General features: G+C 58.4%; 12 protein-coding genes. 5 read left to right on the top strand and 7 right to left on the bottom strand.

Translation table 11 applies throughout. The annotated features are described in order from the left end of the window. The 3 genes from VHB22_RS00360 to VHB22_RS00350 all read left to right on the top strand — a co-directional run. On the top strand, window positions 1–1524 hold a 1524-nt coding region (locus VHB22_RS00360), incomplete at its 5' end, for an acyl-CoA carboxylase subunit beta (protein WP_325454953.1). Window positions 1525–1754: 230 nt separating this feature from the next. Further along, window positions 1755–2525 (top strand): outer membrane protein, encoded by a 771-nt coding sequence (locus VHB22_RS00355; RefSeq protein ID WP_325454952.1) that lies wholly within the window; start codon window positions 1755–1757, stop codon window positions 2523–2525. 180 nt (window positions 2526–2705) lie between these two features. Next, complete coding sequence (locus tag VHB22_RS00350; RefSeq protein WP_325454951.1) at window positions 2706–3083, top strand: PRC-barrel domain-containing protein; 378 nt, start codon at window positions 2706–2708, stop codon at window positions 3081–3083. A 109-nt stretch (window positions 3084–3192) separates the two neighbouring features. Here VHB22_RS00350 and VHB22_RS00345 read toward each other — a convergent pair whose 3' ends face one another. The 3 genes from VHB22_RS00345 to VHB22_RS00335 form a co-directional block, all read right to left on the bottom strand. Next, window positions 3193–3597, bottom strand: a complete 405-nt coding sequence (locus VHB22_RS00345) for a hypothetical protein (protein WP_325454950.1) — start codon at window positions 3595–3597, stop codon at window positions 3193–3195. A gap of 230 nt (window positions 3598–3827) precedes the next feature. After that, entirely contained in the window at window positions 3828–4124 is a 297-nt protein-coding gene (locus tag VHB22_RS00340) for a MoaD/ThiS family protein (protein WP_325454949.1), read from the bottom strand. A 1-nt stretch (window position 4125) separates the two neighbouring features. Next, window positions 4126–5244, bottom strand: a complete 1119-nt coding sequence (locus tag VHB22_RS00335) for an exo-alpha-sialidase (RefSeq protein WP_325454948.1) — start codon at window positions 5242–5244, stop codon at window positions 4126–4128. 274 nt (window positions 5245–5518) lie between these two features. Between VHB22_RS00335 and VHB22_RS00330 the strand changes: the two genes are divergently transcribed. After that, complete coding sequence (locus tag VHB22_RS00330) at window positions 5519–6703, top strand: NAD(P)/FAD-dependent oxidoreductase (RefSeq protein ID WP_325454947.1); 1185 nt, start codon at window positions 5519–5521, stop codon at window positions 6701–6703. Window positions 6704–6708: 5 nt separating this feature from the next. Here the strand turns inward: VHB22_RS00330 and VHB22_RS00325 are convergent, their stop codons facing one another. The 3 genes from VHB22_RS00325 to VHB22_RS00315 form a co-directional block, all read right to left on the bottom strand. Then, complete coding sequence (locus VHB22_RS00325; protein ID WP_325454946.1) at window positions 6709–8061, bottom strand: cytochrome P450; 1353 nt, start codon at window positions 8059–8061, stop codon at window positions 6709–6711. A 141-nt stretch (window positions 8062–8202) separates the two neighbouring features. Further along, window positions 8203–9081 carry an NAD(P)-dependent oxidoreductase gene (locus VHB22_RS00320; protein ID WP_325454945.1) on the bottom strand — a complete coding sequence of 293 codons (879 nt, stop codon included), beginning with the start codon at window positions 9079–9081 and terminating at the stop codon, window positions 8203–8205. 19 nt (window positions 9082–9100) lie between these two features. Continuing rightward, the gene (locus tag VHB22_RS00315; RefSeq protein ID WP_325454944.1) at window positions 9101–10912 is read right to left on the bottom strand and encodes a chloride channel protein; all 1812 of its coding nucleotides are present in this window, start codon (window positions 10910–10912) and stop codon (window positions 9101–9103) included. Between the two features lie 369 nt (window positions 10913–11281). Here VHB22_RS00315 and VHB22_RS00310 point away from each other — a divergent pair, with 369 nt between their 5' ends. Beyond that, on the top strand, window positions 11282–11491 hold the full coding sequence (locus VHB22_RS00310; protein ID WP_325454943.1) for a cold-shock protein: 210 nt from the start codon (window positions 11282–11284) through the stop codon (window positions 11489–11491). Window positions 11492–11583: 92 nt separating this feature from the next. On the opposite strand, the gene VHB22_RS00305 is transcribed toward VHB22_RS00310, so the two are convergent. Continuing rightward, entirely contained in the window at window positions 11584–13386 is a 1803-nt protein-coding gene (locus VHB22_RS00305; RefSeq protein ID WP_325454942.1) for a hypothetical protein, read from the bottom strand. Between the last annotated feature and the right edge of the window lie 155 nt (window positions 13387–13541).

Here is a 13541-nt window from a genome sequence, read left to right as displayed (position 1 = left end):
ATCATCGACGAACTCGAAAAGCGCCGCGAGACTGCCCGCCTCGGGGGCGGCCAGTCCCGGATCGACTCCCAGCACAAGAAGGGCAAGTTGACGGCGCGCGAGCGGATCGAGCTTTTGATGGACGACGGCTCATTCGAAGAGTTCGATATGTACGTCGAGCACCGCTGCACCGACTTTGGCATGGAGAAGACGAAGGTCCCGGGCGATGGCGTCGTCACCGGCTGGGGTACGATCAACGGCCGCACGGTCTACGTCTTCGCCAAGGACTTTACCGTCATGGGCGGCTCGCTGTCGGAGGCGCACGCGAAGAAGATCACCAAGATCCAGGATATGGCGCTGAAAAACCGTGCCCCGATCGTCGGCCTCTTCGACGCGGGCGGCGCGCGCATTCAGGAGGGCGTCGACGCGCTTGGCGGCTACGGCGAAGTATTCCAGCGCAACGTGCTGGCTTCGGGCGTTATTCCGCAAATCTCGGTCATCATGGGACCGTGTGCGGGCGGCGACGTCTATTCGCCTGCGATGACGGACTTCATCTTCATGGTCAGAGATACGAGCTACATGTTCGTGACAGGCCCCGATGTCGTGAAGACGGTGACGAACGAGACGGTGACGGCGGAAGAGCTTGGCGGAGCCAAGGTGCACACGACAAAGTCTTCGATCGCCGATCGTGCCTACGAGAACGATGTCGAGGCGCTCTTGCAGATGCGCCGCCTGATGGACTTCCTGCCGTCGAGCAATAAGACGGGCGTGCCGGAAATTCCGACCGAAGACAATCCAGAACGCATCGACTATTCGCTCGATACGCTCATTCCCGACAATCCGAACAAGCCATACGACATCAAGGAACTCATTCTTAAAGTCGTCGACGAGGCGGACTTCTTCGAGATTCAGGAAACATTCGCGCGGAATATCGTGACGGGTTTCGCGCGCATGGAAGGGCGGACGGTCGGCATCGTCGCGAACCAGCCGATGGTGCTTGCAGGCGTGCTCGACAGCGACGCCTCGCGAAAAGCGGCACGGTTCGTGCGCTTCTGCGATTGCTTCGACATTCCGATCGTGACGTTCGTCGACGTCCCGGGATTCCTGCCGGGCACCGCGCAGGAATATGGCGGCTTGATCAAGCATGGTGCGAAGCTTTTGTTCGCCTATGCCGAAGCAACAGTGCCCAAGGTGACGGTCATTACGCGGAAGGCCTATGGCGGCGCTTACGACGTGATGAGCTCGAAACACATTCGCGGCGACGTCAACTACGCTTGGCCCACGGCCGAGATCGCGGTGATGGGTGCGAAGGGTGCGGTTGAAATCCTATATCGGTCCGAGCTTGGCGATCCGAAAAAGATCGACGCGCGCATCGAGGAATATAAGCAGCGCTTCGCCAACCCGTTCGTCGCCGCCGAGCGCGGTTACATCGACGAGGTGATCACGCCGTCAGCGACGCGCAAGCGCCTGTGCCGCGCGCTCAACATGCTGCGCAACAAAACGCTCGAAAATCCGTGGAAGAAGCACGACAACATTCCGCTCTGAGCACTGGCGCGGACGTGGTTCGTCCTCTGCGAATCAATCCGCGTTAGTCCTAATTCAAATTTTGGGCAAGGCATTCAGAGTTAGACTTCCGAACGACACCCGGGAACCACGTTCACCGCCGGCGTCCGAAATAAGTTTTCTTGCCGCATCTGATCAGTCTGCTGATTAATAGTCGATTTACCGGCGCGGCGCTCCATCGTCTGGATTTTCGAGCGAATGGAGCATCACAGATGCGCAAACTTATAATCGCTATGGCTATTACTATCGGATCGATACTTATCGACTCCAGCGTCCTTCATGCACAAAGTCTCAAAGACGGCCCGCTTCCGATCGAGGAGAAGAGCTGGAGTGGCTTCTACGTCGGTGCGGGCGGCGGCTTCAATTCATTGGTAAGCGAATTCGAAGGAAAGCCCGGCGCGGCGGTGGCATCGGAGCCCGGCGCAACTGGCGCTCATGCTTCATTCGACGGTCTCGGTTCAACTGGCGGCTTTGGCACGGTCGTCATCGGCGCCGACTACCAATTCAACGCGCGATGGGTGGCAGGCGCATTTGGAGAATACGATTTCGAGGATATCGGAAGTGGTGCATCGCTCGACATTCCGGGCATTCCGCTCTCCGCACGCGCAAATGTCGACGTTAATGGAAAGGTGTCCGTTGGTGCGCGCCTCGGCTATCTTTTTTCGCCCGATACCCTTTGGTATGTCGCTGGCGGATACAGCAGAGTTTCGCTCAGCGATCTCACGCTCGACATCATTGGAACGCAGCCGGATATCTCTGCGACAGTCGAGATGCCGAGTCTTTCCGGGGCATTCATTGGAGCCGGCGCGGAGACGCGAATCACGGAACATTTATCGTTGCGCGCCGAATATCGATACACCGACTTCGGGAGCGGAAAAGTCGGTTTGCCGACGATCGATGGCACCGATCTCAATGATTTCGTCGACGTCCATATCGCCCCGACGATGCAAGAGGGGCGAGCCTCGCTGAATTGCAGATTTTGAACTGGTCGCTACGCGAAGCAGACAAATGAGTAGTTGTCGTCTTTACATCATCGCCAGCGCCAGCCGCCTAGGGTCAGGAATGCCTTAAGTCTTCCGCGCCGTACAGCCCTATGCCTTTTTCTACGGAACAAATGGGCGCCGGATATCCTTTATATCCATCACATTATGGTGGAGAAAAAAATGACACGACTTTCGATACGGATGCTCGCTGCTGCAGCTCTTCTGGGTGCTGCGAGTGTCTCGGCCGTTCCAGCTTTCGCAGCTGACAATATGCAGACTGCAGATGAATTGCGTACGAGTGTTTTGGTAGGCTCCAAAGTCTACAACACCGCCAACGAAAACATCGGTAGCATCGAGGATATCATTCTCAAGCCCGACGGATCGATGGACGAGGTCGTTCTGAGTGTCGGTGGATTTCTTGGTATGGGCGATAAATACGTAGCGGTGCCATTCAGCGATCTAAAGATTACGCGTGACGGCACGAGCTTGAAGATCGTCACCAACGGAACCAAGGAGTCGTTGAAAGCTCAACCGGCATACCAGTTCTTTAAGTCGTAAGCGCGAACTCTTTCGGGCGCGGGGATTCAAGATGGGAAGCCGCGCGCCCGAACCCATCCTGATCCAGCTTCCTCATTGCGTATTTGGGCCGGAGGACAAGCTTTGCCCGCTAATACCACCAGCGACATAGATGATTGAGCGTGGCTTCGACGTGGCTTGTGGAGTTGCCCACCCGCACGCCTTCGGATTTGGCGACATCGCTAAGCACGGGATCGTTGACGCAAGCGCGCGCGAACTGGGCAGCGAGGCCCGATGTCATTTTTGTGTAATCGTCCAGGCGACGGGCAAGTGCGCGATTGGCGTCTGAGCACTTCTCTGTACGGTCGGCGTCTTTGATGCTGTTTAGTCGCGCAACATCGCGATAATGCGGAAGTTCGTGCTGATACGTGAATTGTCGATACTGTTGGAATGTCTGCAGGCATCGCGCTGACTGCGCATTCGCAGGCGAAATCAATAAAAGGGCGCCGATGACGACCGAAAAAGCTAGGGCTCTCACCGGCGTCCGAGCGCCCATCGACACGTACTCCCGTTGAAATTTTTATCCGTTGAGGGCGGCACGTTATCTTATCGCCTCTCGTGCAGATTGCCCGTATGAGATTGGAGCACAATTACACGCCGCCACGCATCATGGAAGACTCGTCCGCGATTTAAACGGATGAGCGAACAGCAATCTACGGATCGTGCACGACGGACGAGACGCAATGAATTTGATTTTGCTCGATAGGGTGAAACGCGAAGCGGTTATCATCCGCCCGCGATGGCCCCGACAATCAGGAAGGGTTGCGCCCCAGATGCAATCGCGTCGGGCAGCGGCAAATCTGGGGCGTCGTGAGAAATGTCTTGTTGGCAAGCAAAGAAACGCAAGAACGGTCGCCTCTTTTTTGTTGCATGATCGCGAATGGTACCGCGCAGAACCGGGTATGTCTGCTCTAATGCATCGAGCACCGTGCGCTGCGTGACATCGCCGTCAACGGCGAGTACCACCTCGCCGTTGATGTTGGCATGAATGCGAAGATGCGCGGGCAGAACGACGCGGACCATGTCACGCCCCAAGAGTCGACGCTTCGACAGACAGCACCGCCGGCAGATCGCGGACGATCGCCTGCCAATTATCGCCGCCGTCCGCGGACGCATAGACTTGCCCGCCTGTCGTGCCGAAGTAGACGCCGCAGGAGTCTAGCTTATCGACGGCCATCGCATCGCGCAGGATGTTCACGTAGCAGTTCGATTGCGGCAGACCGTTGGTCAGGGCTTCCCAGTCGTTGCCGCCGGTGCGGCTACGCCAGACGCGAAGCTGTCCGTCAGTTGGAAAGTGTTCGGAATCGCTTTTGATCGGCACAACGTAGATCGTCTCCGGTTCGTGCGCGTGGACGTCTATGACAAAACCGAAATCGGTCGGTAGATTGCCGCTCACCTCGTGCCAAGAATTACCGGCGTCGTCGCTGCGCATCACGTCCCAGTGCTTCTGCATGAACAGTACGTTCGGGCGTGTGGGGTGTAGTGCTAGCCGGTGGACGCAGTGACCGACCTCGGCATGCGGATCGGGAATATGCTCGGATTTCAAGCCGCGGTTGATCGGCCTCCATGTCTCGCCGCCATCGTCGGTCCGGAAAGCCCCGGCGGCGGATATGGCGATGAAGATGCGTTTCGGATCGACGGGATCGAGGATGATCGTATGCAGGCACATGCCGCCGGCGCCCGGCATCCAATTGGACCCTGACCCATGGCCCCGCAGACCGGAAAGCTCGCTCCAGGATTTGCCGCCGTCGGTTGTGCGGAATAGCGCTGCATCCTCCACCCCGGCGTAGACTGTGTCGGGATCGCTCAGCGAGGGTTCGAGGTGCCAAACGCGCTTGAATTCCCATGGGTGAGGCGTGCCGTCGTACCATTGGTGCGTGCCTGGAATGCCCTCATAAGCGAACGTATTATCGACGGGCGTCCAGCTTTTGCCTCCGTCGTCGGAGCGCTGGATCTGCTGGCCGAACCAACCGCTCGACTGCGAGGCGTAAATTCGATCCGGGCAAACGGGGGATGCTTTAAGATGGTAGATTTCCCAGCCCGCAAAATGCGGGCCGCTGATATCCCACTTTTTACGCGTCTCGTCCGACGTCAGGATAAACGCACCTTTGCGGGTTCCAACCAAAATCCGTACGCCAGGCATCGTTCTCTCCCTATTGGCTCATCTAGATAATTAAAATCGAGGAGCGTTGGGCCAACTGATGGCAGCCAGCCCCGCTCGACATAGGACGATTGAGCCGGTCGAACCCCGACGGGCTCCCGAAAAATATGTTTGCGCAGCTACGGGCGGCCGGGTCCGGAAGTAACACTTTGTTGACCATACCAAACTGTGAGGTAGTCGGATGAAGGCTTTTAAGCGTGGCGTAACCTTAAGCGCCTAGCGGTTTTTCACATAGCTTTCGAGGGAACATCAGAACGTGCGCCAAGCCGACGTTGCTATCGTGGGTGCCGGCTTGGCCGGTTCGCTGGCCGCGACCATGCTTGGCCGGGCGGGGTATTCGGTCGTCCTGGTCGATCCGTTTGACCGCGCGCGGCCCGACTTCCGATGCGAAAAGATCGAGCGGCCGCATGCTGACTCGCTTCGCAAGGCAGGCGTGCTCGACGAAATTTTGCCGGCAGCGCGACGTTACGAGAATATCTGGGTCGCGCGGCTGGGGCGCCTCGCAGAAATCAAACCGATCGTAGAACATGGCATCGCTTATGGCGACCTCGTAAACGCGATACGCGATTTGGTGCCGTCGGGCGTCACCTTCCTACGGGACAAAGTCACCGGTATCGAGCTGACAGGTGAGCGTCAGACGCTAGCCTTGGCCGGCAGCGAAAGTCTTTCGGCGCGATTGATTATTGGCGCTACGGGGCTTGGCGCGGGCTTACTTGAGCGTATCGGCATGCACCGCCGCGAAATCAGCAAACACCACTCGCTCTCGATTGCGTTCGACGCGGAAGCGGCCAATCTCCCATTCGACTCGTTGACGTACTTCGGTGAAGATCCGGCGCACCGCATTTCCTACATTACGCTGTTTCCGTTGCCGTCGGGCCTGCGGGTCAATCTCTTCAGCTATCATGATCGCGCCGATCCGTGGCTCCGAGCCTTCCGTGAAGATCCGATGGCGGCAATCAGTCGAGCTTTGCCGAATCTCGAAAGGCTTACTGGTCATCTGAGCGTGCGCGGTGGGGTGAAGATCCGGCCTGTCGATTTGATCGCGACCGAAAATTTCGCGCGGCCGGGTATTGTATTGGTCGGCGATGCTTTTTCGACTGCATGCCCCGTAAGCGGAACCGGCGCGAGCAAGGCGCTGCTCGATGTCGAGCGCCTCTGCAACATTTATGCTCCCGCCTGGTTGGCTTCGCCTGGGATGGGTACTGACAAGATCACCACATTTTACCGCGATCCGGCAAAGAGGCGCTCGGATGCCCATTCGTTGAAATCGTCGCTGCTTTCGAAACGCTTCGCGCTCGGTCAAGCTCTTTTATGGCGGGCATTGCGTTGGGGCTGTTACGCAGGCTCAGTCATGCGGAACGTCGCAACGCACGGACATTTGCCGCACAGACCCGCGGAATATCCGGTGCTTGGAGAACCTCCGATGCATCAAAGTGCTTAGGCGGGTTAGCCGCGTCGCTCAAGCGTCGCCGGCATGCCGTGTTTCGGCGGCAAGGTGATTTGCGGGTTGATGTCGATCACCGCATCGGGGGCCACTGTGAACCGGTATTTCTGCCCGACGGTTGCGAGAACGATGGCAGCTTCCGTCAGCGCGAAATGGCTGCCGATGCAAATACGCTGGCCGCCCCCAAATGGATAATAGGCGAACTTCGGCAGTCGCGATGCGAGTCCGTCCAGCCATCGCTCGGGTAGAAATCGGTCAGGTTCCGGAAAGTATTTTGAATCGCGGTGATTGACCCACTGGCTCATCAATACGGTGTATCCGCGTTTGACACGGTAGCCGCCGAGTTCAAGATCGGTCGTGGCTTCGCGGCCAATGACATACACCGGCGGATAGAGTCGCATCGACTCATTGATCACTGCGGCGGTGTAGGGGAGAGATGCGAGATCATTTGCGCCGGCGGCACGGCCGCCGAGAACGCTCTCCCATTCTTCGGCAAGTTTTTGTTCGGCTTTCGAATTTTGTGAGAGAAGATACCAACACCACGTGAGCGCGAGCGCCGTCGTCTCGTGGCCCGCGAGATAGAGTGTCATGGCTTCGTCGCGCAGTTGGCAGTCGTCCATGACGGTCCCATCCTCATGCTGAGCCGCGATCATGATCGACAGCAAGTCGCCGCCCGGCGGCCGCGCGCGTCCAGCCGCGATGAAACTCTCTACGACTTTCCGGACCTCCGAGAGAGCACGGTTTAAACGCACGTTAGAACGCGTTGGCACCCAATGCGGCAGTCGGAAAGGCGTATCGAGCCGGGCAGTCAGAAGTTCAAACGTCAGTCGCAGGTTTTCGTCGATGCGTTTTCGATCGCCGCGTTCGTCGAGGCCGAACAGCGTCTTTAGCGCAATGGCGCTGGTCAGCGCACTGAACTCGAATTCGATGTTGACGGATTTTCCCGGCGACCAGTCAGCAAGCATGCGCTCGGTAAGCTGCGACATTGTGGGAGCATACGATTGCACTTGGGCTTTGAGAAATGCCGGCTGAAGCAAACGCCGCTGTCGTAGCCAGAAATCGCCTTCGCTGGTGACGAGGCCATTGCCCAGCACGGGTTTGAAGGTGCGGGCACCGAAATGCTTGATGTAGGACTTCGCGTCGGTAACGAGAACCTGCTGGATGAGGTTTGGATCGCTTGCCAGAAAAAGATGCCAGCGGCCGGTGCGGAAGCTGGCAAGCGGGCCGTAATTACGCGCGAGATCAAGAAAGAAATCGACGCGACGAGGACCGATGTCTTTAAGGCTGCCGCCGAAGAAGCTGCCTTTCGGCCCTGGCGGCAACGTGCTTCGCGAGAAGACGACTGCTTTACTCATAGGGCAGTCCCGAAAATATGGATGCAATAATAAATAAAATCGGCGGCTCCAGTATCCATTATTTGGGTTGAAGGATGAGGACTGCAATAAGCGCGGGCTATCGCCTCCCGGCCCGCCACGTAAGGTGCAATTTCATTCCGTTTACTTGGCCCCGGCGTCTTTTGCAGCCAAGCCGCCGATAGCCGACCAGTCGAGGTTGTCGCCTCCGTTGGCGAGCAGGGTGAGGAAGCGATCGCGGAGCAGGCTCGCGAGGGGCAACGGAACGCGCAGATCATCGCCAGCGGCAAGGGTTAGCCGAACGTCTTTCAGACCAAGTGGTGCTGCGAATCCAGGAGGCTCGAATTTGGCGGCGGCAATGAGATCGCCGTACGTTTTGTAGACCGGTGCGCCGAAAAGCGTTGATGTCAGGATTTCGAGATACTGGTGTTTATCGATCCCGGCCTTGCCGACGAGCGCCATTGCTTCGCCGAGCGATTCAATTACCGAAGCGATCAGGAAGTTGCCGCTGAGTTTGACGACGTTCGCCAATTCGGCCGTTTCGGAAACGGTGAAGGTTTTTTGCCCCATGGCATCGAATATCGGCGCTACGGATTGAACTGCATTCGTCGGACCCGCGGCGACGACGAACAGCTTCGCGGCGGCTGCCGCTTCCGGGCGTCCAAAGACAGGCGCTGCCACATAGTGCTGTCCGGCGCGTGCGTGATCTGCGGCCAGTCGTTTCGATAGTTCGACGCTGATGGTGCTCGATGAAATGTGAGTTGCGCCTTTGCCAAGGCTCGAAAGGATGCCTCCGTCGCCGTAGACAGCATTTTCGACCGCCGTATCGTCGGCAAGCATCGTAATAACAGCGCTACCATCGCAGGCGTCCGCGAGCCTTTCGGCAATTTTTGCGCCCTGGGATCTGAGGGCCTCTGCTTTCGCGCGCGTGCGATTGTAGACGGTGATGCCATGACCGGCCCTCAGCAGGTTCGCGGCCATGCCGGAACCCATTTGCCCCAATCCAACGAATCCGATTTGCATGCGCTTGATCTCCCAAGCGTTAGGGTTGCGATCCGAACATTTCGCGTTGCCGAGCCTCTAACTCCTGGCGATAACGCCGCAATGCGAAGGCTTCGGTTATAAGACCGAGAACGCGTTTTTTGTTTTTATCATCGACGACAACGAGCAATTCGGTCTCCCGGCGTTCGAACAGCGGCATCAGGCGATCGAAACGAGTCGCGGCATCGACCCAACTGTCCTCGCCCGCAACAACCTCTTGCAGTGTTGGTTCCGGGCCGCCGTTCTGTTGCGCGGCTTCCGCATGGACACTCGCGACATCGACCAGTCCGACAAAGCCGCCATTCGAATCGACCGCAGCCACGTATTTCGTGGCTCCAATCGGAAATTTTGCGCGGAAATCAGAAAGCCCCATCGTGGCCGAAGCGATGGCGATATCCCTGCGCATCAGATCCCGGGCGGTTGTTTGCCGAACCCAGCCGATGTCCTCGCCGCTCAGGATGGCTTCGCCACGCAAATGGAACCGCCACGTCGCGAAGGAATAACCGAAAACTTGGCGTACCGTCAGCGTCGCGGCAATTACACCGAGCAGTACCGGCCCGACGACGGTGAAATCGCCGGTGATCTCGATGGCAAGAAGCGCCATCGTCATCGGAGCGCCGACCACTGCGGCGCCGAAGCTCGCCATGCCGACAAGGCTCATCATGTCGGCGTCGGCGGATGCGAAAAGGCCCGCGTTTTCGCCGAGCTGACCGGCGATTGTTCCGGTTACGGTTCCGAGAAACAGCGACGTCGAAAAAAGGCCGCCGCGAAAACCTGAGCCGAGCGACAACGCAGATGCGATGATCTTTCCGCAGAGCACCGCAATCAGGGTGGCGAGTGGCCAGCTCCCGTGCAGCATCAGCGTCATTGCATCGTGCCCGGATCCAAGAACATGGGGAAAGAAGATCGCAACGATGCCGACGAGGAAGCCGCCTGCACAGGGCCGTAATGCGGTTCTGACGCCACTCTGATGAAATGCATGCTCGGTCGCGGTAACGCCGCGCATCAGGAGAACGGAAAGAAGCCCGCAGATCACCCCAAGTCCGATGGCCGGAAAGATGTGCGCGTCGTTGCTGAGTTCAAGCGCATCGACGGGGAGACGGTAGGAATGTCCAAACAGCGCGTGGGCGGATATCGTGCCGACGACCGCGGCGACGACAATCGGCGCGAGGTTCGCCACGGTATAGCTGCCGACGATCAGCTCGAATGCATAGGCCGCACCTGCAAACGGCGCGCCGAACGCACCGGCGATGCCACCCGCCGCGCCGGCTCCGACGAGCATGCGCACGTCGTGGCGGCGGCGATGCAGAAGCTGACCGAACTTCGATCCGATCGCGCCAGCCGCCTGTGTGAAGCCACCTTCGATACCAAGCGACAAGCCGAAGCCGCTTGAGAGAAGGGATTGTATCGCAACATACGTGCTGTCTGTCAGCGACATGCGCCCGCCAAGCAGGGCATTGGCTTCAATCGGGTCAACGATTTGATGACGTCGATTACCCCGATACCAATAGGTGGCGCCCACTGCGAGTCCGCCGACCGTCAGCACGATCAGCGTGAGTTCGGTTGGCAGCGCCGACACCGAGCTAAGCCGTTGTCCATGTGCGAGATTAAACAGAAGACGGTGCGAAAATTGAGCCAGGTAAACCATCAATGCGGCTATGGCGCCGCTCAATGCGCCGACGATCGCTCCCGTGAGAACGAGAACGAAGACGTCATCGCGCAAGGATTTGCGAAGGCGGACGCGGAAAAGATATGCGACAGCGACCGCCCATCTCAGTATTCTGAGCCGACGCTTGGCGGGAGAGATTGACATCAGGTTAGATGGCTCTGCGTGACGAACGGTCGGATGCGGAAGTATTACTGGGCACGAATTGGGGCCGAACCTTGCGGCAGTGTCGCACGGAAATCGGCGTGCGCTCCAGGGCGGCCGCCAGAGTCTCCGCGAAGCAATTGTGACGCCGCGAAGGCGTGGTGAAGATCTGGAAAGTAGCGGTTCCTATCCTTTATTCTTCGTGTTACCAGTCGGCATCGAACTTTGGCAGGATATGCGAGGCACGAGCGTCTCGGCGCAGCCAAGCGCACAAACGTCTTTCCAAAATCGACCATGCGGGTTGGTGAATATGCTCAACTATGGGCGTTAAAATCAGCCTGTAAGATACTCAGATCCCAAAAGGAATTACCAATGATTACCGGTACCGTGAAATTTTACAATGAACAAAAAGGCTATGGTTTCATCGCACCGGACAGTGGTGGCAACGACGTGTTCGTGCACGCGACGGCTCTTGAGCGCGCGGGAATGAGAAGTCTCTCTCAGGGTCAGAAAGTCGAGTTCGAAACAGAACCCGATCGGCGCTCGGGCAAGATCGCGGTCAGCGTCATCAAAGAAGCGTAGATTTTTAAGTGAGTTCGCCGGCTGCCGGAGCAGCTTTCGCTGCTGGCGGCGAATGGCGCTTGCCAATGATCGGTGACAGGGCGGCCGCTGGGCTAAGCCAGCGCGCCTCGTCCGGCCGGGCGCTGCTTGAGCGTCTCAATCACCTTTCGCAGCTCTTCATTTTCCAAGCGGGCGTATGCATCCGCGGCGTGGCGTCCGAGGTTGATCAGCACGTCGCGCTCATAGCGGTCGATATCGGTGCCGGACTCGTGCGGCCCGTAGAGCGTAACTGCAAAGCAATGAGCACGGCTCGCGGCCGGGACGGCGAGAAGGGGCGTCTCGACCGTTTGGGGAAAGCCCGCGTGTTTCGCTGTCGCTTCTCCAAGACTACGCGGCGATCCCTTCTGCAAGCGAGCGAGATCCGCCTCTTCCAGCGCTAAATTACGCGTCGCGGCCGTACTCCAGCCAGGACCGTTTTCCTGACGGTGAAAACCCTCATCCGTACGGCGAAAGGTAGAGGCGGAGGATAATTTCAGCACGCGTGCCGCATCGTTGGAGAGCAGGCGATCGATTGCGGCCGGATCTTTGGCGCCCAGGATCGCTTCTCCGATGTGCGACTCCGCCCGGTCGAGTTCGCGATTGAAAAAATCGTCCGCCAGTTCGACCGCACGCTCATGCAACTTTCCGATGACGAACACGGCGAGCGCGCCGAACAGTAGCCAAGCCCAGTTCGGTATCTCCAGAAGCTCCTGCAGGTGCTCCGCTTGCTGGTGAAGAAGAAGCGCCGGAACGCTCATTGTTAATGCAAGCACGGTCACGCGGCGAAGCGGAATCGCAACGTTGACGACACGCGGCCGTCGCAGGGCTTCAAAGACGAACAGGCAGAGGATTCCGTTGACCAGATAAAGAAGTCCCGCGACGTCTTCGGGCAGCTCGATACCCCAGGATGATGCGAAGACGGTCGTGTATTCGCTGAGATCAGCGATGACGAACGCGGGCAAGCCGATCAGACAACCCCACATGACCCATCGGAGCCGCTGATTGTCTTTTGGCGTCAGGGAACGGCGCCTCAGAATCAGGATGACGACCGCGCTGAAACTGATGATGAGACCGAACAGGATGGTCGCGCGCGTCAGAGTTTCTGTTCCAAAACCAAATGCGCTCGCGCACGATGCCATAAGCGCGATAGCGATTACGACGGTGATCGGCGGCAACGCACGTTCGAGCGGTCTCCACTCGGGCTGTAGTTTTCCGGTCGGCGCGCGCATGACGAAGACAAGCAGTCCCGTGTAGCCGGCGGCCTGGGCGATACATCCAAGGACATACTGAATCAGCAACAGTATCGGCCATCGCTGCAATTGCGCGTAGAACTCGAAGCCTTGGCCCGGATTGAACCAGATAACGTAAAGAAAGAACCCCCAGCTCATGGGGCCAGGCCGTCGCCAGACCAGCCAAGCGGAGGCGAGCACAGCTGCGATGCCTGCGATCTGATCGAGCAATAAGATGGCACGGACGACCCAGTTCGCCGGCCGCTGCGCTGCCGTTAGCGCGACCTGGCGCGCTGGCCGGCCATTTCCTTCGACCAGATGAATTATGGCCGTGCTGTGAGGTGCGACGTAGAGATTGCCACCGACAGACGCCAGCGTGCTCGCGCAGACCGAGCGCTCGTAGGGAAAGCAACGCATCTTCTCAAGATCGAGCTGGTCACCGGGTCGAATGCCGGCCTGCCACGCAGGGGAATCTTCTTCTTTATTGAACGGACCGGTGACGTCGTAGATGAGGCCGTTGTTGTTGGCATAGAAGCCGAACGCCGAAAGCGGCCGGACCACGCGCATCAGATCTGGAACGATCATCAGAAGCGCCCAGATCAGCAGAATGAAAAGCAGGACCTTCCGGAACACCGTCCATCTTTGCATGTTGTCCTATGTTCCCAAGGCTCTGAAATTGACGGCGCGTGATCTCGCGGCAATCGTAGGATAGACCCAAGGCGGCCGGCAAGGCGTAGCTTTTGGGCCGCTGACAGTGCAGTCGGCGGAGCCGAGAGGATTGATATGCGAGCTGGAGAGGTCGA

Source organism: Hyphomicrobium sp. (genome assembly GCF_035548195.1).
In the GTDB taxonomy this organism is placed as follows: Bacteria; Pseudomonadota; Alphaproteobacteria; order Rhizobiales; family Hyphomicrobiaceae; genus Hyphomicrobium_B.
This window is presented reverse-complemented; position numbering and strand designations above follow the sequence as displayed.